The sequence below is a fragment of the Halomarina ordinaria genome, assembly GCF_030553305.1.
GTDB lineage: Archaea > Halobacteriota > Halobacteria > Halobacteriales > Haloarculaceae > Halomarina > Halomarina ordinaria.
The window spans coordinates 979,986-1,003,751 of the sequence record NZ_JARRAH010000001.1; the positions used below are offsets into that span (position 1 = coordinate 979,986).

Annotated in this window: 18 protein-coding genes; 10 read left to right on the plus strand and 8 right to left on the minus strand. The window is 70.9% G+C overall.

The features are described from left to right. Positions 1-5 precede the first annotated feature (5 nt). Positions 6-986: an LLM class flavin-dependent oxidoreductase gene (locus tag P1Y20_RS05355; RefSeq protein WP_304447627.1), complete on the plus strand. Its 981-nt coding sequence runs from the start codon at positions 6-8 to the stop codon at positions 984-986. On the opposite strand, the gene P1Y20_RS05360 is transcribed toward P1Y20_RS05355, so the two are convergent. After that, a complete protein-coding gene (locus P1Y20_RS05360; protein WP_304447628.1) occupies positions 981-2,171 on the minus strand; it encodes an alpha-hydroxy-acid oxidizing protein in 1,191 nt (396 codons plus the stop codon). The two genes, P1Y20_RS05355 and P1Y20_RS05360, sit on opposite strands and share 6 nt — an antisense overlap. Positions 2,172-2,601: 430 nt before the next feature. Here P1Y20_RS05360 and P1Y20_RS05365 point away from each other — a divergent pair, with 430 nt between their 5' ends. Further along, positions 2,602-4,449: an asparagine synthase-related protein gene (locus tag P1Y20_RS05365; RefSeq protein ID WP_304447629.1), complete on the plus strand. Its 1,848-nt coding sequence runs from the start codon at positions 2,602-2,604 to the stop codon at positions 4,447-4,449. A 164-nt stretch (positions 4,450-4,613) separates the two neighbouring features. After that, the gene (locus P1Y20_RS05370; RefSeq protein ID WP_304447630.1) at positions 4,614-6,587 is read left to right on the plus strand and encodes an AMP-dependent synthetase/ligase; all 1,974 of its coding nucleotides are present in this window, start codon (positions 4,614-4,616) and stop codon (positions 6,585-6,587) included. 1 nt (position 6,588) lies between these two features. Here the strand turns inward: P1Y20_RS05370 and P1Y20_RS05375 are convergent, their stop codons facing one another. From P1Y20_RS05375 to P1Y20_RS05385, 3 genes are read right to left on the minus strand one after another with little or no spacing between them, the layout of a single operon-like run. Beyond that, on the minus strand, positions 6,589-7,365 hold the full coding sequence (locus tag P1Y20_RS05375; RefSeq protein WP_304447631.1) for an SDR family NAD(P)-dependent oxidoreductase: 777 nt from the start codon (positions 7,363-7,365) through the stop codon (positions 6,589-6,591). A gap of 45 nt (positions 7,366-7,410) precedes the next feature. Further along, the gene (locus tag P1Y20_RS05380; protein ID WP_304447632.1) at positions 7,411-8,124 is read right to left on the minus strand and encodes an HAD family hydrolase; all 714 of its coding nucleotides are present in this window, start codon (positions 8,122-8,124) and stop codon (positions 7,411-7,413) included. Between the two features lie 30 nt (positions 8,125-8,154). Next, on the minus strand, positions 8,155-9,129 hold the full coding sequence (locus P1Y20_RS05385) for an MBL fold metallo-hydrolase (protein WP_304447633.1): 975 nt from the start codon (positions 9,127-9,129) through the stop codon (positions 8,155-8,157). Between the two features lie 163 nt (positions 9,130-9,292). Between P1Y20_RS05385 and P1Y20_RS05390 the strand changes: the two genes are divergently transcribed. The 5 genes from P1Y20_RS05390 to P1Y20_RS05410 all read left to right on the plus strand — a co-directional run bounded on the left by P1Y20_RS05390 (position 9,293) and on the right by P1Y20_RS05410 (position 16,058). After that, the gene (locus P1Y20_RS05390) at positions 9,293-10,072 is read left to right on the plus strand and encodes an SDR family NAD(P)-dependent oxidoreductase (protein WP_304447634.1); all 780 of its coding nucleotides are present in this window, start codon (positions 9,293-9,295) and stop codon (positions 10,070-10,072) included. Next, a complete protein-coding gene (locus P1Y20_RS05395; protein WP_304447635.1) occupies positions 10,069-11,070 on the plus strand; it encodes a TIGR04024 family LLM class F420-dependent oxidoreductase in 1,002 nt (333 codons plus the stop codon). The genes P1Y20_RS05390 and P1Y20_RS05395 overlap by 4 nt, the downstream gene beginning before the upstream one ends. Positions 11,071-11,196: 126 nt before the next feature. Continuing rightward, positions 11,197-12,264, plus strand: coding sequence for a substrate-binding domain-containing protein (locus P1Y20_RS05400; protein WP_304447636.1), 1,068 nt, complete (start codon positions 11,197-11,199; stop codon positions 12,262-12,264). After that, positions 12,257-14,308, plus strand: a complete 2,052-nt coding sequence (locus P1Y20_RS05405; protein ID WP_304447637.1) for a TRAP transporter permease — start codon at positions 12,257-12,259, stop codon at positions 14,306-14,308. The genes P1Y20_RS05400 and P1Y20_RS05405 overlap by 8 nt, the downstream gene beginning before the upstream one ends. Positions 14,309-14,357: 49 nt before the next feature. Further along, positions 14,358-16,058: a thiamine pyrophosphate-binding protein gene (locus P1Y20_RS05410; RefSeq protein ID WP_304447638.1), complete on the plus strand. Its 1,701-nt coding sequence runs from the start codon at positions 14,358-14,360 to the stop codon at positions 16,056-16,058. Between the two features lie 36 nt (positions 16,059-16,094). Here P1Y20_RS05410 and P1Y20_RS05415 read toward each other — a convergent pair whose 3' ends face one another. Then, positions 16,095-17,516: an FAD-binding oxidoreductase gene (locus P1Y20_RS05415; protein WP_304447639.1), complete on the minus strand. Its 1,422-nt coding sequence runs from the start codon at positions 17,514-17,516 to the stop codon at positions 16,095-16,097. Positions 17,517-17,643: 127 nt separating this feature from the next. Between P1Y20_RS05415 and P1Y20_RS05420 the strand changes: the two genes are divergently transcribed. Further along, positions 17,644-18,615 (plus strand): quinone oxidoreductase family protein, encoded by a 972-nt coding sequence (locus P1Y20_RS05420; RefSeq protein WP_304447640.1) that lies wholly within the window; start codon positions 17,644-17,646, stop codon positions 18,613-18,615. Positions 18,616-18,636: 21 nt separating this feature from the next. On the opposite strand, the gene P1Y20_RS05425 is transcribed toward P1Y20_RS05420, so the two are convergent. Together P1Y20_RS05425 and folP are read right to left on the minus strand one after the other, a co-directional pair. Then, positions 18,637-19,332 carry a 6-hydroxymethylpterin diphosphokinase MptE-like protein gene (locus P1Y20_RS05425; protein WP_304447641.1) on the minus strand — a complete coding sequence of 232 codons (696 nt, stop codon included), beginning with the start codon at positions 19,330-19,332 and terminating at the stop codon, positions 18,637-18,639. Positions 19,333-19,500: 168 nt separating this feature from the next. Continuing rightward, positions 19,501-20,691, minus strand: a complete 1,191-nt coding sequence (folP, locus tag P1Y20_RS05430) for a dihydropteroate synthase (protein WP_304447642.1) — start codon at positions 20,689-20,691, stop codon at positions 19,501-19,503. Between the two features lie 120 nt (positions 20,692-20,811). On the opposite strand from folP, the gene P1Y20_RS05435 reads away from it, so the two are divergent. Further along, positions 20,812-21,813, plus strand: coding sequence for a M48 family metallopeptidase (locus P1Y20_RS05435; RefSeq protein ID WP_304447643.1), 1,002 nt, complete (start codon positions 20,812-20,814; stop codon positions 21,811-21,813). A 177-nt stretch (positions 21,814-21,990) separates the two neighbouring features. Here the strand turns inward: P1Y20_RS05435 and P1Y20_RS05440 are convergent, their stop codons facing one another. Further along, positions 21,991-23,649: a bacterio-opsin activator domain-containing protein gene (locus P1Y20_RS05440; RefSeq protein WP_304447644.1), complete on the minus strand. Its 1,659-nt coding sequence runs from the start codon at positions 23,647-23,649 to the stop codon at positions 21,991-21,993. Between the last annotated feature and the right edge of the window lie 117 nt (positions 23,650-23,766).

A 23,766-nucleotide genomic window follows, 5' to 3' on the forward strand; every position in this document is an offset into this window, starting at 1 on the left:
GGCGCATGCAACACGGCATCCTCGTCCCGCCGTTCGTCGACGACCCGACCGGGTTCGCGGTCCGCGCGGAGGAACTGGGCTACGAGTCGGCGTGGGTGGCCGAACTCTGGCACGAGAGCTCCGTCGTCAGGCTGGCCGACGTGGCCGCCCGCACCGACCGCATCGAACTGGGGACGGCCATCCTCAACGTCTACTCGCGCACCCCGGCGGTGCTCGCCATGACGGCGGCGACGCTCGACCGCGTCTCCGACGGCCGGTTCACCCTCGGTGTCGGCACGAGCACGCAGAAGGCCGTCGAGGACCTCCACGGCCAGACGTGGGAGGACCCGAACCCCATCCGCCACGCCCACGAGTGCATCGAACTCACGAAGGAGTTCCTCACCGGCGAGGGGCGCGTCGAGTACGACGGCGAGACGTTCCACGCCGCCGACTTCCCCGCCCTCGGCGTGGACGTCCCCGTCTACCACGCGGCGCTCGGCGAGGCGAACCGCCGGGTCGTCGCCCGCCTCTGCGACGGCTGGATCCCCCACAACGTCCCCTTCCGCGACCTCTCCGACGCCTTCGACTACATCGCCGACCACGCCGAGGAGGCGGGGCGGGACCCCGACGACATCACCGTCGCGCCGTACCTGCCGGCGTGCGTCAGCGACGACGAGGCGGAGGCGAAGCGGATGGTCAGGAAACACCTCGCGTACTACGTCGGCAACGGGAAGGGGTACGAACGGGCCGTCGCCGAACGGTTCCCCGAGGGGGGGGAGCGGGTCGCCTCCCACTGGCGGTCGGGCGACCGGGAGGCGGCCGCCGACGCGGTCACCGACGAGATGGTGCGCGCACTCGGCGTCGCCGGGACGCCCGAGACGGCGCGGGAACAGTTGCGCGAGGTGGTGGCCCTCGACGCCGTCGACCGGCCGATGGTCACCGTCCCGAACAGTGCCGGCCACCTCGCCGAGCGCACGCTGGAGGAACTCGCCCCCGACCGGCTATAGACGGTCGGCGCGGACGACCAGCGACTCGTCGACCTCGGCGACGCTCGGTCGCCCGACGTTGGCCAGCGTGAGGTCGAGGTCGGCGCGCAGGTTCTCGAGCACCGCCTCGACGCCGGACTGTCCGCCGAGCGCGAGGCCGTAGACGTAGGGCCGGCCGACCATCACCGCGTCCGCACCGAGCGCCAGGGCCGTGACCACGTCCGCGCCGCGGCGCACCCCGCCGTCGACGGTGACGGGGACGCGGCCCATGACCTGCTCGACGATGCCCGGCAGTGCTTCGAGCGCGCCGACGGCGGTGTCGACCTGTCGGCCGCCGTGGTTCGAGACGGCGACGGCGTCGACGCCGCACTCGACGGCTCGCTCCGCGTCGTCGGGGTGGAGCAGTCCCTTCACCACCACCGGGAGGTCCGTCATCGCGCAGAGGTCCTCCAGGTCGGTCCAGTCGAGCGCCGGGTTGCCGAACACGTCGAGGAACCGCTGGGTCGCCAGTTCGGGGTTCTCCTCGGGGTCGACGTCGAGCAGCGCGCGGAAGGCGGGGTCGGAGAAGTAGTTCGCCATCCCCTCGCCGGCGAGCATGGGGAGGTAGCCCCGCTCGATGTCGCGCTCGCGCCACCCGAGGATGGGGACGTCGACGGTGAGGACGACGGCGTCGAACCCCGCGTCCTCGGCGCGCCCGACGAAGCTCTCCATGATGGCGGGTTCCGACGACCAGTAGAGTTGGAACCACTTCGGCGTCTCGCCCAGTTCCTCCGCGACGGCCTCCATCGGCTGTGAGGCGACCGAACTCAGACACATCGGGACGTCCGTCTCGTGGGCGGCGCGGGCCGTCGCCAGTTCCCCCTCCTCGTGGACGATGGTCTGGATGCCGACCGGCGCGAGCGCGAACGGCACGTCCAGCGTCCGGCCGAGGAGGTCGACGTGGAGGTCGCGTTCCGAGACGTCCCGGAGGAGTCGAGGGAGGAGCCGCCAGTCCGCGAACGACCGTCGGTTAGCGTCCATCGTCCGCTCGCCGCCCGCGCCGCCGCCGACGTAGGCGGCCGCCTCGTCGCTCATCGCCTCCAGGGCGGCCTCGCGCAGTCGTTCGTACCGGACCGGGTACTCGGGCGGCTGGTCAGCGAGCATCCCCGTCGCGTAGACGTCTCGCTGGCGGTCCTGTCCGTACGGCTCGGAGGGACGGTCGACCATGCCCCGGGCTGTGCGGGCGGGCGTAATAAGTGTGCGAGGTGCTGTCAGTCACCGGTTCGAGAGGGACGCCGGCACGAACGCGTTCGTCGGTCGGACGTTAACACCGGCTTTCAGGTCGGCGACGGGGACCGTCCTGACAGCACCGCATTGGTCCGTCTCGACGACTTGCCTCCCCCCGTGATTGTACCGCGGGCGGAGGGGCGGCGCGACGGGGGCGACTTATCCGGCGGGTAAACCGGACTCCCCGCGTGACCCTCACCCGATGCGTCTGGAGCGTTCGCCCGGAGTGACAGTTCGTGTGCGGCGACTGACCGGGCGGTACGACCGAACGTCGTTCGAAAGCGGCTGATTGTTTCCCGTTTCTGACTGTACCGTTCCGGTTTTGTTTACTCGTCGTATAGTTATAGCGCCCTGTGAGGTAGTCGCGCGTATGGTTGGAGTCTGTGCGAGTCTCGGTGCCGACGCCGGGTTCGTCGACGAACTCGCCGAGCGCCTCGAACTGTTCGGGTCCGAGTCGACCGCCCGAGTACTGGACGGCGACGTCGGGGTCGCGAGCGTCACCCACACGCCCGCCACCGGGGGGAGACCGGTTCGGACGGCGCACGGGACCGTCCTCGCGTGGGGCGACGTCGCCGGCCTCGACCACCCCCACGGCTACGTTCCGCGCGCGGATTGCGAGACGGAGTCGCTCTCGGCGTACTGCGCGGCGCTCTACGAGTGCTACGGCCTCGACTTCGTCCGCTGGCTCAACGGCCGGTTCGCGCTCGCCGTCGTCGACGACGCGGCCGATCGTGTGACGTTCGCGACGGACCGCTTCGGGACGATGCCGCTCCACTACGCCCGGGCCGGCGAGACGGTGCTCGTCTCGACGGCGGTCCAGAGCCTCACGACCCACCCCGACTGGACCCCCGGGTTCGACGAGAACGCCCTCGGGACGTACTTCACCTATCAGACGACACCGGGGACCCGCACGCCGTTCGCCGGTGTGGAGCGGATGGCACCGGGGGCGGTGCTGACGGTCGACCTCGACGGGTTGGAGGTGGGACAGCGGTCCTACTGGACGCCGACGTACCGGCCGGTCGACCGCCCGGTGTCGTACTTCACGCGCCGCCTCGCCACGGTGCTGTCGCGGGCGGTCGACGAGCGCACGGCCCACCCCGGCGAGTACGGCCTCTTCCAGAGCGGGGGCGGCGGTTCGCGACTCGTCCTCGCCGCGATGGAGCGCGACCCGACGACGTACCACCTCGACGGCCGGACGAACCGCGAGGCACGCACCGCGGGGCGAATCGCACGGACCGCCGACGTCCCCTTCGAACGGCTCGCACCCGACCGGGAGTACTCCCTCGACCTGCTCGCGGGACCCGCTCGGCTCACGAACCTCGTCGGGACGTTCCACGAGGGACGCGCGATGGGGTTCGCCGAACGGCTCAGAGAGGACGTCGACACGCTCGTCAGCGGTCACACGTTCGACCTGCTGTTCTCCGGCCGCCACCTCCCCTCGCGCTCGTGTCGGCTCGGTCCGCTCGGGACGCTCCCGCTCCCGTTCGCGGACGTCCCCGACACCGTCGAGGAGTACGTCGCGGAGAACCGACGGCCCGTCCCGCCGTACTTCGCCGGCGCGAGCGACGGCACGAACCTCCTCCGGGAGAACCTCACCCCGACCCGCGACGGGGTTCGCTCCTACGGCGTCGAGTACGACTCCCTCGACGCGCTCGTCCGGTTCGGGTCGTACTACCCGCACGCGAACGCCCGCGCCTTCTGCCAGCAGGCGCTCGACCAGGTGCTCCCCCACCACGACCCGTTCCTGGACACGCGGGTCGTCGACCTCCACCTGACGGTGCCGACGCGGGTCCGCCTCCGACGGAACCTCGTCGGGGGGACGCTGGAGCGACTCGACCCGCGGTTGGCGGCAGTGCCGGACGCCGAACGGCAGGTCCCCCTCTCGGCGTCGTTCCCGCGCCAGTACCTCGGTACCCTGGCGGCGGCGGTGCTCGAGGACCGAAACGTACTCGACCCGCCAGCGTCCCGCACGACGGACGGACCGTGGCCGGACCACGCCGAACCCGTCCGCTCGACCGACGTCGTCGCCGAGGCCATCGAGGAGCACGCGGACCTCGTCGAGGCCATCCCGTTCCTCGACGAATCGGGCGTGCAGCACTCGTTCGCTGGGCACCATGGGAGGGTCAGGCGAACCGAACTCGACGCGCTCCTCACGTTCCTCGCGATGCCGGCCACGCGGCGCGTCGTCGAGAAGCGCCGCCAGCGCCCGCAGGCCTGAGGCTCCTCTCGCGGGCGTGCTGTGCCGGGAGGCGTGAGGCCGTCGCAGGAGTGGACGCGCGAACAACCGGTCGTCCGCGGCGAGCAGTTCACGTGGAATGATAACGGATGAACGTGTAAGAGGCCGTCAATGACCGACCAGAACGACCGCGACGAGGTGGGGAGATGAGCGACGACCGAGCGGCGGCGGAGGCGCGCTACGAGGACGAGGTCATCGGTGACGACACCATCCCGAACCTCTTCGAGGCGAGCGCGAGGCGGAACGCGAACCGGCCGGCCCAGCGCTACAAGGGCGGCGTCTACGAGCGCTCGCTGGTCGCGAGCGGTGTCGTGGAGGCGGCTCCGGCGGGCGACTACGCGACGCTCACCTACCGGGAGATGCGCGACGTCGTCCGTCACCTCGCGGCGGGCTTTCGGGACCTCGGCGTCGAGACCGGCGACCGCGTCGGTATCCTCGCGAACACCCGCATGGAGTGGGCCCAGAGCGACTTCGCGCTGCTCGCCGCCGGGGGCGTCGTCACGACGGTGTACGTCGAGTCGACGCCCGAGCAGGTGCGCTACCTCCTCTCGGACCCGGGCGCGTCGGGCGTCGTCGTCGAGAACGCCGACCTGCTCGAGGTGGAGGACGACCTCGACCTCTCGTTCGTCGTCGTGCTGGACGAGGTCGAGGGGTACGACGACCGCGAGGACGTCCACACGCTCGGCGAGGTCCACGAGCGCGGCCGCGAGGCCTTCGACGAGGAGGCCTACCGCTCCTGGCTCGACGCGCGCGACCTCGACGACCTCGCCAGCCTCATCTACACCTCGGGGACCACGGGGGAACCGAAGGGCGTCCAGCTCACGCACGGCAACTTCCGCGCGAACGTCAACCAGGTCCGCCGGCGCTTCGGCCCGCGCCCGGACCGCCCGCCGGAGGTGCCGACCATCGACAGCGACTCGACGACGCTGTCGTTCCTCCCGCTCGCGCACGTCTTCGAGCGCACGGCGGGGCACTTCGTCCCGTTCGCCAGCGGGACGTGTGTCGCCTACGCCGAGAGCACCGACACCGTCGCCGACGACATCGCGCTCGTGAAACCGACGGGCGCGACGAGCGTCCCGCGCATCTACGAGCGCATCTTCAGGGGGATGCGCGAACAGGCGAGCGAGTCCGACGCCAAGGCCCGTATCTTCGAGTGGGCCGTCGGCGTCGCCCGGCAGCGAGCGCAGACCGACGACCCCGGCCTCGCGCTGCGCGCACAGCACGCGCTCGCCGACCGCCTCGTCTACAGCACCGTCCGCGAGAACCTCGGCGGCGAGATCGAACTGTTCATCAGCGGGGGAGGGAGCCTCTCGAAGGACCTCGCACGCCTGTTCATCGGCATGGGGCTGACCGTCTGTGAGGGGTACGGCCTCACCGAGACGGCACCCGTCGTCTCCTGCAACCCGCCGGAGGACATCCGGGCGGGGACGCTCGGCCCGGCGCTCACCGACATCGAGGTCCGCATCGACGGGGAGGCCGTCCCCGAGGAGCAGCGCGCCCAGACCGTCGCCGGCGGCGAGGTGGGCGAGTTGCTCGTCCGTGGACCGAACGTGACCGACGGCTACTGGAACCGCCCGGAGGAGACCGAGGCGGCGTTCACGGAGGACGGCTTCTTCCGGACGGGCGACATCGTCGAGCGCACCGACGACGACTACCTCGTCTTCCTCGACCGCCTGAAACAGCTCATCGTCCTCTCGACGGGCAAGAACGTCGCGCCCGGTCCCATCGAGGACCGGTTCGCCACCGTCGAGCGCGTCGAGCAGGTGATGCTCCTCGGCGACGACCGGAAGTTCGTCGGCGCGCTGGTCGTCCCGAACGTCGAGGCGGTCCGCTCGTGGGCCGAGCGCGAGGGGGTCGACCTGCCCGCCGACCGCGAGGCGCTCTGCGACGACGAGCGCGTCCGCGCCTACGTCGGCGAGGCCATCGAACGGGTCAACGAGGGGCTGGGGAAGGCGGAGCGAATCAAGCAGTTCGAACTCGTCCCCGAGGAGTGGACGCCGGAGAACGACCTGCTCACCCCGTCGCTGAAGCTCAAGCGACGCAACATCCGCGCGCGGTACGCCGACCGCGTCGAGGCCGTCTACGACCGCCCGAAGCAGGAGACGGCCGCCGACGACTAGCTCAGAAACTGAAGAGGTCGATGCCGCCGGTGACGCCGACGACCTGCCCGGTGACGTAGCCCGCCTGCTCGGAACAGAGGTAGGCGACGAGGTTCGCCACGTCCGCCTCGCGCCCGAGCGAGCGCATCGGCGTCGCCTTCGCGATGCGCGCGAAGTAGGAGTCGAACGCCTCCAGCTCCTCGATGGACATGTCGGCGAACTCGTCGACGACGATGTTCGGCGCGATGACGTTGCTCGTGACGCCCTTGCGCGCGCCCTCGAGCGCGAGCGTCTTGCCGAAGCCGATGAGCGCCGCCTTCGTCGCGGCGTACGACACCTGACCGAACCCACCCTGCCACCCCGCCATCGAGGACATGTTCACGACGCGACCCCACTCGCGGTCCAGCATGTGGGGGAACACCTCGCGGGTGACGTTGTACGCCCCGGTGAGGTTGATGGCGACGTCGCGGTCCCACACCTCGTCGTCGTAGTCCTTCACCTGCGAGCGGGCGTCGACCATCGCCGCGTTGTTGACGAGGATGTCGATGCCGCCGGTCTCCTCCTCCAGAGCGGCGACGGTGTCGCGGACGTCCTCGCGGTCGGTCAGGTCGCAGGCGACGGCGTGGGCCGTCCCGCCGGCGCTCTCCACGTCGTCGACGACGGCCTCGGCCGCGTCCAGGTTCACGTCGAGGGCGACCACCTCGGCGCCCTCCGCGGCCAGTACGCGGCAGTCCTCGCTCCCGATGCGCCCGCCGCCCCCGGTCACGAGGGCGGTCCTGTCGTCCAGTCCGAAGTCCATTGCGTCCGAAACGATGGCAACGTTCGTGATATACTTACCCCGCGGTCAGCGCCGCGCGCCGGCGAGGTCGAGGAGGCCGCGCAGGTCGGCGACGACGTGGTCGACGGCGTCGTCGGGGTCGGTCGCGGCGCGCTCGGCGGCGCTCCCCCCGTGGGCGACCGTCACGAACCCCGCCCGACTCCCGCCGCGCATGTCGTGGTCGTAGCGGTCGCCGACGTAGAGCGACCGGGTGGGTGCGAGCGCGTCGGGTGCCTTCCCGAGCGCCGTCTCGAACATCGCGGGGTCGGGTTTCGTCCGGCCGACCTCCTCGCTGGTCGTCACGTGGTCGACGTGTCGGAGGACGCCGAACTTCCCGAGGATGCGTTCGGCCTCCCAGGTGTCGATGTCGCTGATGACGCCGAGGTAGTGGCCCGTCTCCGCGAGCGTCGAGACCACCTCCTCCGCCCCGTCGGCTGGCTGGACGCTCTCGAGGGTCGTCGCCGCGAACAGCGGGAACCACTCCTCCTCGGGCACCTCGCGGCCGACGGCCTCGTCGAGCGCCCGCTGGTAGCCGGGGCGGGCGGTCCGGTAGGTCGTCCCCTCGCGCCCGGAGAAGTACGACCCGAGGGCGTCGCGCCAGTCGGCGACGAGGCGGTCGGTGTCGTCGATGCCCTGTTCGGCGGCGAAGCGTTCGAGGAAGGTGACGTAGCCCGTCCGGACCGACGGGAGGTCGAGCAGGACGCCCCCGATGTCGAAGAAGACGCCGTCGTAGTCAGCCATACTCGAAGGGAGGGCGGGGGCTACTGAGGCTTATCGGTAGCGGCGGACGCCGTCCACGACGGACGCGGCCACGCGCCCCTCGCGTTCGAGGTGGTGCAGCGCGCCCACCACCTCCGCGATGATGTAGGCGATGTCGCGGTCGCCGGCGCGGGCCTCGGCCACCTCGACGGCCGTCTCCATCCCCGAGGCGACCTGCGACTCGGTGCGGTCGAGCATCCGGTCGAGGGAGGACCGGTCGCGGGCGACGGCCCCCGCGAGGTCGGCGTGGACGGGGCCGTGGCCGGGGTAGACGCGCTCGACCTCGGATTCGAGCGTCGAGAGCGTGTCGAGCGCGCCGTAGAACGCCCCGATGGCCTCGGCGACCCCGTCGTCGAGGCCGGCGTGGATGGCGACGGGGCGGAACGGCTCGATACCCATGTCGCCGGAGACGAGCGCCGGGTCGCCGAGGTCGACGCGGAGACAGCAGTGGTCTGCCTGGTGGCCGGGCGTGTGGACGACGTCGACGGGCGTCCCCCCTATCTCGAGGCGGTCGCCGTCCTCGAACCAGACGTCGACCGCGTCGGGGGGCAGGAGCGTGCGGTTGCGCTCCAGCGACTCGACGGCCATCGAGACGGCTCGCTCCAGTTCGTCGCCGGTGAGACCCGCGGCCGTCGCGTTCTCGCGGACGGTCGCTTCGAGGTCCTCGGTGTCCCGGTCGAAGCGCTCGCGGACCCCGGCGGGGGCGTAGACGGTCGGGTCCGCGCCGTCGAGGACGGCCCCCACCTGCCCGATGTGGTCGACGTGCGGGTGGGTGAGCACGAGGTGGTCGACATCGGCGAGGTCGCAGTCGACGGCCGCGAGCGACTCGCGGAGGACGTCCTCGCCGTCGGGGCCGGGCATCCCGGCGTCGACCAGGGTGGGTTCCTCGCAGTCGACGAGGTAGCTGGCGACGTGTCCCGGCGGCCAGTCGACGGCGAACTCGACGCGGTGGACGGCGGAAAGGGCCTCGCTCCGGCGGTCGGTCATCACCGGGAAGACCGGACGGCGAGCGATAAGGGTGGTGTTTCCGTCGGCGTTCGCGGCGACTCGACTGGTGAACTGGAAAGTGAGCAGTGCAACCGCCGCACTAATGTTATCCCGCACGGTTGGTATCGCGAACAATGGTAATCCAGAGCCAGGGTGAGAGCCGATGAGCACGGACCAGTTCAGCGTGGCGGGGAAGACCGTCGTCGTCACCGGGTCCTCCCAGGGCATCGGACGGGCCATCGCCGAGCGGTTCGCCGAGGACGGCGCGGACGTCGTCGTCTCCTCGCGCTCCCAGGAGTCGGTCGACGAGGTGGCCGACGGCATCAGCGAGTCCGGGGCGACGGGCGACGCGCTGGCCGTCGAGTGCGACGTGCGCGAGCGCGAGGCGGTCGAGGCGCTGGTGGCGGCGACCGTCGACGAGTTCGGCGCGCTCGACGTGCTCGTGAACAACGCGGGCGCGTCGTTCATGGCCGGCTTCGGCGACATCAGCGAGAACGGCTGGAAGACCATCGTCGACATCAACCTCCACGGCACCTACCACTGCTCGCAGGTGGCCGGCGCGTACATGCGCGAGCACGGCGGGGGGACTATCGTCAACCTCGCCAGCGTCGCCGGGACCGACGGCTCGCCGTACATGAGCCACTACGGCGCGGCGAAGGCCGGCGTCGTGAACCTGACGACGACGCTCGCGACCGAGTGGGCCGAGGACGGTATCCGCGTCAACTGCATCGCCCCGGGCTTCGTCGCCACGCCGGGCGTCGCCAGCCAGATGGGCGTCACGGCCGACGACGTCGACCGCGAGGAGGTGAACCGCCGGATGGGACTGAGCGAGGAGATAGCCGACCTCGCGCAGTTCCTCGCCAGCGAGGCCTCCTCGTACGTCGTCGGTGAGACTATCGTCGCGCGGGGCGTCCCGCGAATCGAGGAGACCCCCGAACTATGACCGACCGCGACACCTTCCTGCCCGTCTCGGCGCAGTCGAGCGTGGGGACGTTCGTCGAGCAGGCCAGACGATCCGAGGAACTGGGCTACGACGCCGTGTGGCTCCCCGAGACGTGGGGACGAAACGCCGCCGTCACGCTGACGAGCATCGCCGAGCACACCGAGACCGTCGACCTCGGGACGAGCATCATGCCCATCTACTCGCGCTCGCCCGCGCTCGTCGGCCAGACCGCCGCTACCCTCCAGGAGGTCTCGGACGGACGGTTCCGCCTCGGCCTCGGGCCGAGCGGCCCCATCGTCATCGAGAACTGGCACGGCGTGGAGTACGGCAACCCGCTCAAGCGGACGCGAGAGACGGTCGACGTCGTCAAGCAGGTGCTCACCGGCGAGGAAGTCGAGTACGAGGGCGAGTACTTCGACCTCTCGGGCTTCCGCCTGCGCTGTGCGCCGCCCGACCCCGTCCCACCGGTGGAGGTGGCGGGGATGGGGCCGAAGGCGGTCGAACTGGCGGGGCGCTTCGCCGACGGCTGGCACGCCCTCCTGTTCACGGAGGAGGGACTCGAGGAGCGCCTCGCAGACCTCCACCGCGGCGTCGACCTCGGGGAGCGCGACCCCGATGACGTCCGGGTGACCCTCTCGCTGACCTGCTGCGCGCTGGCGGACAGCGAACGGGCGCGCGAACTGGTCCGCCAGCACACGGCGTTCTACGTCGGCGGGATGGGGACGTTCTACCGCGACTCGCTCGCCCGACAGGGCCACGAGGAGACCGCGAACGACGTGTACGACGCCTGGCAGGCGGGCGACCGCGAGGCCGCGATGGACGCCATCGACGACGACCTGCTCGACGCGCTGGCGGTCGCCGGCACGCCCGAGGAGGCCCGCGAGGCCATCGCGCGCTTCGAGGCCGTCCCCGGCGTCGACGCCGTCTCCGTCTCGTTCCCGCGGGGGGCCGACAGCGAGGACGTGACGGCGACCATCGACGCGCTGGCGCCGAACTGAGGAATCCAGAAGACAGTCTTCTGATATTATACAATTTCTCCTACAGCTGGTAACTGATACCAATTCCCTCCCGAACGATGTGAGATATACGAAGAATTATAAGGATAAACTGTTAGCCTTTGGAGTATGGTTGCTTCACGTGAACGGAGCTCACGGCGGACGTTTCTCAAGACGACACTCGGCGCAGGGGGGGCCCTGACGCTCGCCGGGTGTCTGGAGGGGGACGGCGGCAGTGGCGGCGGGAACAGCACGCAGAACGGGTCGGGTGGGTCCGGCGCGTCCGGTGACCTGGTCATGCTCACGTCGACGGAGACGACGTCCGCCTACGCGATGAGTCAGGGAATCAGCGCGGTGGTGTCGGAGAACGCCGACGAGGTGAGCGTCGACGCCCGCCCGAGCGAGGGGACCAACGCGAACATCGGGGCGCTCGACCGCAACGAGGCCGACATCGTCTACATCCAGAACTGGACGGCGAACAAGGTGATGGAGGGCGAGGACCCGTTCGGCGACATCTCGTTCACCCCGAACCAGGTCCACCACCTCTACGACCTCGGCTGGTTCCTCTGTACGCCCAACGAGGGCTGGGAGACCGTCGCCGACATCGAGTCCGGCAGCCGCGTCTCGCCCACTCCCCGGGGCTCGGGGACGGCGGAGATGCTCGAACAGGCGCTGAGTTACGTCACCGAGGACTACGAGCGCGTCAGTACGGACTACGGGAGTCAGGGCAGCGCGATGAACGAGGGGCGCCTCGACGTCGGGGCGGGGACGTTCGTCAACTTCTCCGTCGAGCCGAGCTGGCTCCAGGAGATGAAGTCCACGACCGACCTCCGGGTGCTCGACTTCCCGGACGAGGTCATCGGCGAACTGGAGGACGACCCGGCCATCGTCATCAGCGAGATCGAGACGGGGGAGCTCGACGGGTACGCCTATCTCCCCGAGCCCCTCCGGACGCCCGCGCTGTCGTACAACTTCGTCGTCCGCAACGACGCCGACTACGACACCATCTACACCTACCTGGAGACCGTCTACGGGAACCGCGAGGCGCTCCAGGAGCGCAACCAGCTGATGGCGCCGCTCGCCGAGGGCGAACAGTTCCTCGCGAACCCCTACGAGATGCCGTTCCACCCCGCCGCCGCTGACTTCTACGAGGAGCAAGGGGTCTGGAGCGACGAGTACGAACGCGGCGATGAGTGAGACGGCCCACGCCGGCGGGATGGCGCGCGTACGGGCGACGTTCCGCGGCGTCGTGGAGGGCCGGAGCGCCGGCGAGTTGGCCCTGTGGCTGCTCATCGGCCTCCTCGGCGTCGGCCTCACGGTCTACACCCTGTACCACGCGCGGTTCCAGACGCTCGTCAGGACGCGCCACTCGAACGTCTTCCTCGGCGTCGGCCTCGCGCTGTTCTACCTCTACGAGACCCAGAAACACCTGTACGGGACCGAGGACGTGACGGCCTACCGCGAACGCGACCCGACGCCCGAGGGGAGCGCCCTCTCGGGGCTGCGGAGCGTCGGGCGCTTCGACTGGCTGCTGACGCTCGTCTCGGCCGTCGTCACCCTGCTCGCGGCGGCGTACGTCGAGACGAACTTCGACCGCCTGCTGGAGGACGCCGTCGTCGTGGGGTACACCCAGATGGACCACCTCGTGGGGCTGGTCATCGTCGCGCTCGTCGTCGACGCCACCCGGCGCGCCTACGGATGGGCCATCACATCGGTGGTGCTCGCCGCCATCGCCTACGCGCTGGTCGGCCCCTGGCTCCCGGGCTTTCTCGGCCACACCGGCATGGACCTGACCGACGTCGCCCGGTACGGGGCCATCGGGCTGTCCGGCACCTACGGGTTCATCCTCGGCGTCGGGACGACCTGGGTGGCCGTCTTCATCATGTTCGCCGGCCTCGCGCAGGCGTACGGCGCGCTCGATTACGTCCTCGACGTGGGCGAGGAGGCCGGCTCCAGACTCAAGACCGGCGTCGTCCAGATGGCCGTCGTCTCCAGCATGGCGATGGGCTCCATCACGGGGAGCGCGGCGGCCAACACCGCGACGACGGGGAGTTTCACCATCCCGATGATGCAGCGCCAGGGCGTCCGCGACGACTTCGCGGCCGCCATCGAGAGCGTCGCCTCCTCGGGCGGCCAGATGATGCCGCCCGTGATGGGCGTCGCGGCGTTCCTGATGGCCGACCTGCTCGGCATCAGCTACGTCGACGTGCTGCAGGCGGCGCTGATACCCGCGATACTGTTCTACTTCAGCGTCGGCGTCGCCGTCCAGTTCGCCGTCCTCCGGTACGGCTGGACCACCGAGCGGACGGGGTCGTTCGACCCGCGGGTCCTCCTGAAGGGCGTCCACTTCGCGGTCCCGCTGGCTGTACTGGTGGTGACGCTCGTCTACTACCGGTTGACGCCGCTGAGCGCCGGGCTCTACACGACGCTGGTGATGGTACCGACGGTCTTCGTCCGCGACCTCGCGGTCGAGGGCGCGAGCCTCGGGACGCTCTGGGGGACGCTGGTGGACACGGTCGCCGGGTTGCGCGACGGCGCGCTCGACATGGCGCCGCTGGTGGGCGTGCTCGCGGCGATGGGTATCATCATCGAGATGCTCACCCAGACGGGGTTGGCGAACAAGGTGAGCTTCCGGATGGTCGGGCTGGCCGGCGGGGTGTTCGTCGCCGTCCTGCTGATGGCGATGGTGCTCAGCATCGTCTTCGGGCTGGGGATGCCGACGCCCGCGGCGTACATCCTCGTCGTCATCCTCGTCGCGCCGGGCATCATCGAGGTGGGCGTCCCGGAACTCGTCGCCCACCTGTTCGTGTTCTACTTCGCGATGCTGTCGGCCATCACCCCGCCCGTGGCGGTGGCGGTGGCCGTCGGCGCGCGCATCGCCGACGCGGACTTCCTCCGGACGGGGAAGCAGGCGATGCGCCTCGGCGCGGCGGGGTTCTTCATCCCCTTCGCGTTCGTCACGAACGAGAGCCTCATCATCTGGTCGTTCCCCGCGACGCCGATACACGCGGCCGTCGTCGCCATCGGCGTCGTCGCGCTCGTCGCAGCCACCATCGGCTACGACGGCGCGAACACCCTCGGGGGCGCGCCGCGACTCGCCTACCTCGCGCTCGCGGTCGGTGCGCTCTACGCCCCGATGCTGATGGTCCAGGCCGGGTGCGCGCTGCTCGTCGTCCTCGCCCTCGGGTTGGCCCAGCAGGGTCGCCTGCCCGCGGTGGCGACGTCGACGCGCGAGCGCTGACCCCCCTCCCGCGCACAGCTTTATCACCGCCACGCGACCACCACAGTCAATGACAGACACAGACGGCTACACCGGCGCGGACCTGTTCGTCGACACGCTCGAATCCTACGGCGTCACGCACGTCTTCGGCAACCCCGGCACCACCGAACTCCCGGTGCTGGAGGCGCTGTCGGGGAGCGACCTCGAGTACATCCTGGGCCTCCACGAGGACGTCGCCGTGGGGATGGCCTCGGGCTACGCCCAGACCAGGCGCTATCACTCCCACCACGACGAGGACGTCCTCCCGGCGGGCGTCGTCAACCTCCACATCACCCCCGGTCTGGCCCACGGCCTCGGCAACGTCTACGCCGCCCGGTGGGTCGGCGCCCCCATCGTCGTCACCGCGGGCAACCACGAACTCGACTTCCGCCACGAGGAACCCCTGCTGTCGGGGGAGCTCCGGGAGATGGTGAAACAGTTCACGAAGTTCGACGCCGAGGTGACGGACGTGCGCGCCCTGCCGGGGCTGCTCCGGCGGGCGTTCCGCATCGCGCTGACGCCGCCGACCGGGCCCGTCTTCCTCGGCCTCCCGATGGACGTGATGCTCGCGGAGACGGACCTCGACCCCGAACCGCTCGGGCCGATTCCGACCGGCGGCCGTGGCGACGCGGCGCAGATAGCCGAGGCGGCCGACCTGCTGGCCGACGCCGAGGCACCCGTGTTCGTCCTCGGCGACGAGGTCGCCCGCTCCGGCCACGAGGCGGTGGCGGCGGCGGTCGACCTCGCCGAGGCGTGCGGCGCGCGCGTCCACGGCGAGATGCTCGCCTGCGAGGTGAACTTCCCGACCGACCACGAGCAGTGGGTGTCCCACATCCCGCCCCAGGAGGGGTTCGCCTCCATGCTGATGAACAGCGACACGCTCGCGTTCGTCGGCTGTTCGACCAACACGACGCTCCTGCGCCACGAGGACCCGCTGGTCCCCGAGAGCGCGACGTGCGTCCACGTCGGGACGAACGCCCGCGACCTCGCGAAGCACCACCCGGCCGACGCCGCCGTCATCGGCGACCCCGGCGCCGTCCTCGCGGACCTCGCCGACCGGGTCGGCGAACGCGTCGACGAGGCGACCCGCGAGGAGCGCGTCGAGCAGGTCCGGCAGGTCAAGGAGTCGCTCGCGGGGACGATGGACAAGATCGGCCGAGGGGACGCCGACCCGGACGACCCGCGGGCGTCGAAGGCGGAACTCGTCGACGCGCTGAAGTCCGTCGCGCCGGACGCGTTCGTCGTCGACGAGGGCATCACCGCGAAGTACCCACTCCTCCTGCGGTGGCCGATGCAGGCCGAGGGGTTGCTCTCGAACAAGGGTGGCGGCCTCGGCTACGGTCTCCCCGCCTCTGTGGGCGCCGCCATCGCCGAGCGGGAGGCCGGCTCCGACCGCCGGGTCGTCGGCTACGTCGGCGACGGGTCGTACCTCTACTATCCCCACACGCTCTACTCGGCCGCCCGCCACGACGTCGACCTCACCGTCGTCGTCCCGGACAACCGCAACTACCGCATCCTGAAGGACAACACGAACGCCATCTTCGGCGGCGACGACGCGGACCACGACTACGTCGGCATGGACTTCGAGCCGCCGGTGGACATCCCGAAGAACGCCGAGAGCCACGGCGCGACGGGCGTCCTCGTCGAGGAGCGCGACGACATCGAGGCGGCCTTCGAGGAGGCGCTCTCGACGGAGGGGCCCGTCGTACTGGACGTGCTGGTCCACGACTGACGCGAGGAGCGGTCTCCCCCGGGGGCACTCGCCCGCTCAGTCGTCGGCCGGGTCGACTCGCACGCGCCCGCCGTCGACCGTCTCGGGGAACATCTTCCCGGGGTTGAGCGTGTCGTTCGGGTCGAACGCGCGCTTGACGCGGCGCATCGCCTCCACGCCCTCGACGCCGTGTTCGAGTTCGAGGAACTCGCGCTTGCCGAGGCCGACGCCGTGTTCCCCGGTGGCGGTGCCGCCGAGTTCGATGGCCCTGACGACCACCTTCTCGTACACCGCTTTCGCGTCCGCGACCATCTCGGGGTCGGTCGGGTCGGCGAACGCCGAGTAGTGGACGTTGCCGTCGCCGGCGTGGCCGAACGTGGGGACGAGCAGGTCGTACTCGTCCGCGAGCGACTTCGCGTAGCGGACGATGTCCGGGTACTTCCCGATGGGGACGGTGACGTCGCCCGGCGCGAGCGGCGTCAGCACCTCGTCGTAGCTGCGGAGCGCGAGCGCGAGTTCCCGGCGGGCGCGCCAGAGCGTCGCCATCTCCGCCTCGTCCGCGGCCGCCTCGAAGCGCTCGACGCCGTGGGCCTCGAACGCCTCCCGGCAGCGCCGGAGTTCCTCCTCGATACCGTGGTCGGCGTGAATCTCGAAGAAGACCATCGGGGCGTCGGGGAGGTCGGTCCCGACGTAGGCGTTGGCCATCGCCGCGCTGAGTTCGTCGACGAGTTCGATGGTCGCCACGTCGACGCCGGCGCGGACGGTCGCCGAGATGGCCTCGGTGGCGTCGTCGAGCGTCGGGAAGACGGCGCGCCCGCCCCGTACCTGCTCGGGGAGGCGCGCGAGGCGGAGCGTCGCGCGCGTGACGACCGCGAGGGTTCCCTCGCTCCCGACGAGGAGGTCCTTCAGGTTGTAGCCCGCCGACGTCTTCACGGCCTTGCTCCCGACCTCGAGGACCGTCCCGTCGGCGAGGACGGCCTCGAGTTCGAGCACCCAGTCGCCCACCTCGCCGTACCGGACCGTCTTCATCCCGCTCGCGTCGTTGATTATCATGCCGCCGATGGTCGAGATGTCGGCGGAGGCGGGCATCGGGGGGAAGAACAGGCCGTGTTCCGCGACGGCCTCGTCGATGCGCTGGCCGACGAGTCCGGGCCGGACGTCTACCTGGAAGTCCTCTGGTCGCACGTCGAGGACGGCGTCCATCCGGGTGACGTTCATGCTGATGCCCCGGCGCGCGGGGACGGCGTTGCCCTCCAGGCTCGTCCCCGCAGCGTAGGGCGTGACGGGGACGCCCCGCTCGTCGGCGCTGGCGAGGACCGTCGCCACCTCGTCGGTCGACGCCGGCCAGACGACGGCGTCCGGCGTCACCCCCTCGTCGCCCTCGGCGGTCCCCCAGTCGGTCGCGTGACTCTCGCGGTCGTCGTCGTCGAACGAGCACGCCACGTCGAGGTCGGCGAGGAACGAGCAGTCGTACGTCATGTGTCGACAGGGCAGACCGCGGGGGATAAGTGTATCCCGCGGCGCGGCCGGCGGCCGGCGCGCGGCGGTCTCCGTGCCCACGCACGCGCGGGCACCGCTTATGTGTCCGCCGTCGGATGGTGGAACCATGCAGACCATCGAGGTGACCGAGTTCGGTGACGCGAGCACTATCGAGACGGTCGAGCGCGACGTCCCCGACCCCCGCGAGGGACAGGTCCGTATCGAGGTGAAGGCGGCGGGTGTCAACTTCGCCGACATCATGCAGCGCCGGGGGCACTACCAGGGCGGCCCGACGCCCCCCTACTCGCCGGGGATGGAGGCCGCGGGCGTCGTCGACGCCGTCGGCGAGGGCGTCGACCGCGAGGAGGGCGAGCGCGTGGTCGCCATGGTCGGCCGCGGCGGGTACGCCGAGTACGCCGTCGCCGATGCGGGCGGGTTGTTCGACGTCCCCGAGGGGATGAGCTTCGAGGAGGCCGCCGGCTTCCCGGTGCAGTTCCTCACCGCCCACAACTGCCTGTTCGAGTGGGGCGGGTTGGAGGACGGCGACCGCGTCCTCGTCCACGCCGCGGCCGGCGGTGTCGGCACCGCCGCCGTCCAGCTGGCCAGCGAGGCGGGCGCCGAGGTGTTCGGGACGGCCAGCACGGCCGAAAAGCTCGACCTCGCGGCCGAGCTGGGCTGTGACCACCCCATCAACTACACCGAGACGGACTTCGCCGAGGAGGTGAACGACCTGACCGACGGCGAGGGCGTCGACCTCGTCCTCGACGGCGTCGGCGGCGAGACGACCCAGCGGAGTCTCGACTGCCTGACGCACTTCGGTCGGATGGTCGTCTACGGCGCGGCGAGCGGTGAACCGGGCCACCCGGACACGGCGACGCTCCTGTTCAACAACGTCGAGGTCGTCGGCTACCACCTCGGCCAGGGGATGCAGCGCGCCCCCCAGCGCGTCATGCAGGCCGTCCCCCACCTGACCGAACTGCTCGCCGACGGGTCGCTCTCGGTGCAGGTCGGCCACACCTTCCCCCTCGACGAGGCCGCGGACGCCCACCGCGCCATCGAGAACCGCGAGACGAGCGGGAAGGTCGTCCTCGTCCCGTAGGAGGGCGCCGTCGGCGCAGAGCTACTTTTCGACCGGGAGCGCGCTCGTGTCGATCCCCTCCCGGCGGCCGTCGAGGAGGGCGAACCGTTCGTCGCGGCGCAGTTCCAGCCACCGCAGGAGGCGTTCGGCCCACACGAGCTTTCGGCGTTTCATCGCGTCTACGGACGGGTCGTCGAGGTCCCACCCGGCGAAGGTGAGCGTCCGGGCGCCGAGGTGGTCGGCGAGGAACGCCGCCCGGTCGCCGTCGGTGAACCCCCCGAAGTTCACCACGGAGCCGACGGGTTCGGCCTGCGTCGTGGGCAGGACGTTCTCGGTGCGCATCCGCGGCACCCACTCCTCGATTTCGGGGCGGTTGTCGCCGTGGGCGGCCACCGCCACGGGCGTCCCCTCCCGTGTGAGCGAGACGGCCGCCGCGGGGACCTTGTCGAGGTCGGTCACCATCAGGTCGACGTCGAGACCGGCGTCGCGACAGACGGCGGCGGCGTTCGACGCCGCGACGACCACGTCCGCCCGCCGGACGTCCGCGAGGTCGCGGTCGAGCGAGGGCCCCCCGCCGGCGATGGCGACTGACGCTCCTTCGAACCCCGCGAGGCGGTCGAGGTCGAAGGGGTCGGTGAGGGCGGCGAGGCGGTCGCGGACGCGCTCGTCGCCGGCCCGGTCGAAGCCGAAGTCGTCGAGGATGGCCTCGTAGACGGGGAGCCAGTCGCTCACGAGCACGAGTCCACCTCGGAGTAAATACCGGTGGGCCAGACAGCCACTGAAGTACCCCTACCCGCGTGGCCGTCTGGCTCGCATCCGTTCATATTTACGGACATGACATAAGCTTTCTCGTACTAGAAGTCCGCCACGGCGCTCGTGGGTCACGGTTTCGTGCCTTCGAACGCCTCATTCGACGGCCTCCCCGACCGCGTCGAGGACCGGCCGGAGGTCGGCCGAGGCGTCGCTCTCGCCCGCCGCGAGGGCGGTCAGCGACGATTCCGTCCCGACGAGGACGCCCGCCGGCGCGCCCGTCCCGGACTCGAAGTGTGCGCCGGCGTCGCGCGCTCGGGTGACGAGCGCCGCCGTGGACTCGGGGGGGAGGCCGGTCACCTCGAAGACCCGGACGACGGCGTCGGTCGCCGCTATCCCCTCGCAGTCGAGGCGGCCGAAGTGTCGCCGGGCCTCGCGAGCGGTCGTCACGTCGAGTTCCTCGACGCCGACCGCGGCGTCGCGGTGGCGCTGGCGGGTGAACGCCCGTCCGACGAGCGCCGCGTCGCGCGTCTGGGCGACGTCGTGGGTCCGGACGACGTGCGCGCCGCGCTCGACGGCCATCGCCGTCGCCGCGAGGCTCACCGGGAGCGCCTCGGCCGTCGAGCGACCGGCCACCTCGCGCAGGAAGTTCTTCCGGTTGATGGAGACGAGAAGGGGCCGTCCGAGGCCGCGGAACTCCCGGAGGCGACGGAACGTCTCGCGGTCGTCCGCCAGCGTCTTCTCGGCCGACCAGCCGCCGAAGGCGGGGTCGACGATGGTCTTGTCGGTGAACCCGTTCAGCGAGAGCGCCTCGTAGACGTCGTCGACGTAGCTCCAGTCGTCCGTCGCGCGGTCACTGCGGGCCGCCCAGTCGACGGCCTCGACGGCCCCGGGGCGGTCGAGGTCGGGGGGACTCGCCATCTTGGCGACGGCGACGTCGTACTCCGCACAGACGCGCGGCATCTCGGGGTCGGCGAACCCGCAGACGTCGTTGACCATCTCGAACCCGCGCGCGAGCGCCGCCTCCGCGACCTCGTGGTAACGCGTCTCGATGGAGAAGACGGCGTCGCCGGAGACGCTCTCGATGGTCTCGACGGCGGTGTCGAGGCGGGCGAGTTCCTCGCTCGCCGAGAGGACCGAGAGGTCCTTGTTGGCCGATTCGAGGCCGACGTCGACGATGTCGGCCCCCTCGTCGACGAGGTGTTCGTCGACGTAGGCGGCGGCCTCGCCCGGGTCGTCGAACACGCTCGGCTCGTACGGCGACTCCTCGCTGACGTTCAGGACGCCCATGATGCGCGGGGGGTAGTCGTCCCCGATACCGAGGCCTGCCGCGTCTACGTTCCGCATACCGTCACGAGGGGCGGCGCGCCAAAAGCCCAACCGGTCCGGGCAGATGCGGAGGACGGCTCGCGTCCCGTCACCCGTCATCGACGGTACACTTTAGTTCGAAGATACTAACAAGCCGACATGGACTGGTCCCTCGACCGCCGTCTCCAGGCGCGCATGGCCCTCACCCTCGTCGCGCTCGCGGCCCTCACCGTGGCGCTCGGCGCCGGCGTCGCCGTCGGTATCGGGTTCCTGTTGACCCTCGGTGCCGGCGTCGTCGACCTCTCGCTCTCGTGGACGACCGCCACCGTCGTCGGCGTCCCGGTCACGCTCGTCGCCGGTGCCGTCGTCCTCCGGCGGACGCTCGCCGACCCGCCGGCGGAGGCGTTCGACGCCGACGAGGTCGACGCGAGCGAGTACCCCCTCCTCTACGCGACGGTCACGCGGGTGGCACAGGCCGCGGACCTCCCCGTCCCGGCGATTCACGTCGCCGAGCGCGAGACACCACTGGCGATGACGACCGGTCTGCGGACCGACGGCGCGCAACTGGTCGTCTCGACGGGGCTCCTCGACGTCCTCGACACACAGGAGCTGGAGGCCGTCGTCGCCCACGAACTCGCGCACGTGAAGAACCGCGACGCCGCCGTCATGACGCTCGTCGAACTGCCGCTCTCCAGCGCGCGGACGCTCGGTGCGGCGCTCCGCAGCAGCGCTGGCGTCCACCCGGTCCTCCTCGCCGGCAGCGCCGCGACGTACGTCGTGTGGGGGACCGGGCGAACGCTCGTCGCCTCGCTGTCGCGGAGCCGCGAACTCGCCGCCGACCGGGGGGCCACGGCGTTGCTCGGCGACCCCTCGGCGCTCGCGAGCGCGCTCGACGCGCTGGCCGACGACGTCAGCGCGACCCCCGAGACGGACGCGCGGGCGCGCGGCCTCGCGGCGCTGTCGGTCGTCCCGTCCCCCCGGGGCGACCCCGGCCCCGCGCTCACCTACGAGAAACGCCGGCCCATCCTCTGGAGTCTCCGTCTCCCCGTCAGGCGGTTCCGCCGGCGGCTGAACGTCCGCGTCCTCCGCCCGCTGCTGGCGACCCACCCGGCGACCGACGAGCGCGTCGAGCGCCTGCGCGAGTTCACCCGCTCGTCGTGAGAGTGAGTCGTTCCAGTTCGTCCGTGAACCCACGACTGGCGGCCACCGAAGAGGGGTCGGGGCACGTTCGCGGGGCGCTATCTCACCGTTTGAGGCTTCTGTAGGGGGTGAATTCCGTCCGCCGACCCGGTCGCTTCGGACCGTGTGGTTCTGGGTCCGCTCGGTCCCGGTCGCTACCTACATCTCTCGGGGGTCGAACAGCGCCCCCAGTAGTTTGCCGAGGCCCACCTGGAGGTGCTGGTGGAACGTCGGTGCGGAGATGTCGAACGACGACGCCACCTCCGTCCCGGCGCTCTCGCGCGGCCACGAGAAGTAGCCCGCCCGGTAGGCACCTTCCACGATGGAGCGCTGGCGGTCGGTGAGGTCCGCGAGGAGGTCCACGCCGGCGTTCGTCCCCGGGACGCCGCGGCGGTCGACCTCGCGTTTCGCGAGCAACTCGACGGCAGGGTAGCGAAGCTCCAGCCCCTCGACGAACGCCCTGACGTCCGTTCCGACGGCGACCTCGGCGACGACGACGAGGCGGCCGTCCTCGGTGGTGGCACCCGACACGTCCGCGCCGAGGGCGACGAGCGAGCGGGCGACCGAGCGCTTCGAGACGGTCGCCTCGAAGCGGTGCGCCCCGTCGGTCCCGGAGACGTGCGCGATGCGGTCGACCGCGGGCGACGATTCGGCGAACGCGAGGACCGCCCCCGGGTCCGCCCCCTCGACGGTGACGTACTCGAGGAGCGTTCCGTCGGTCACCGGAACGAAGCCGTCGAGGGCGACGCGCCCGCCGGTGTACGTCGAGAGGTCGGCGAGGAAGGTGTCCGAGCCATCGAAGGCGAGTTCGAGTTCGACGACGCTGTCGCCGTAGAGGAGCGTTCGCTGCTCGATGGCGCTGCTCGCGTAGCCCATCGTCTCGCCGAGGGTGGCGAGCGCGGCGCACTCGCGGTCGCTGAAGGCACGCTGACGCGTCGACTCGACCACGAGCGCGCCGTACCGGCAGTCGCGGTACGTGATGGGGACGACGACGTACGAAACGGGGCCGGACGCGGCGATGGCCCGCTCGACGGGGTCCTCGGGGGGCGACCCCGGGTCGCGTCGGACCCGGGGCGTCCGGGTGGCGATGGCGTCCCGGATGACCCATCCACCCTCCGCACCCCGGTCCGCGAGCGCGTCGCGGAACGCGTCGTCGACCCCCGCCGCCGTCCGGAGGGCGACGCCCTCGTCGAGACGGTGCTCGACGGTCCAGACCGACCGGTAGAACGGCGACTCGACGAGTTCGCGACAGACCGTCGCCTCCAGGTCGGCGCGGGAGGAGCGGTCGAACACCGCGTGGACGAGTTCGTGGACCAGCCCCCCGATGCTGGTGAGCGTCTCCAGTTCGTCGTTCTGCCGTCTGACACGGAGTTCCGCGAGTTTCTGCTCGGTCACGTTCAGATGCAAGACGAGCGCGAACCGCTCGGCGGCGCGGCTGAACCCGATGGCACGCATCGTGAACCAGCGACGTTCCTCCGGGCTGTGACACGGGTAGTCGACGGCGAACTCCTCCCGGTCGCCGGAGAGCACCGCCCGGATGCCCGTCGCGGCCGTGCGGGCGGTCCCGTCGTCGCTCGTCGCACAGACCGAGAGGTAGTTCTCGCCCAGGCAGTCGACCTCCCCGACGAACCCGTTGTCCGTGGCGAACGCACGCCAGGTCTCGTTCGTGTAGACGACGGTGCCGGTCGCGTCGAGGATGGCTATCTGCGCCGGGAGGACGTCGAACCCCGCGCTCGTGAGCGGACTCGGTGCGTGGACTGTCAGCGCACCGTCGACCCCCGCCGCCGCGTCGACGCTCGTGTCGTGCGAATCGGTCATGGACCACCCGGGGCTGGCATCGTTGTCAGCCGTACATGACACTCACATATAAATATATGTCAAATTCGAAAGGACGGCGTCGAGAGCACGCCGCTTTTGCCCCAGCGACGGGTACGC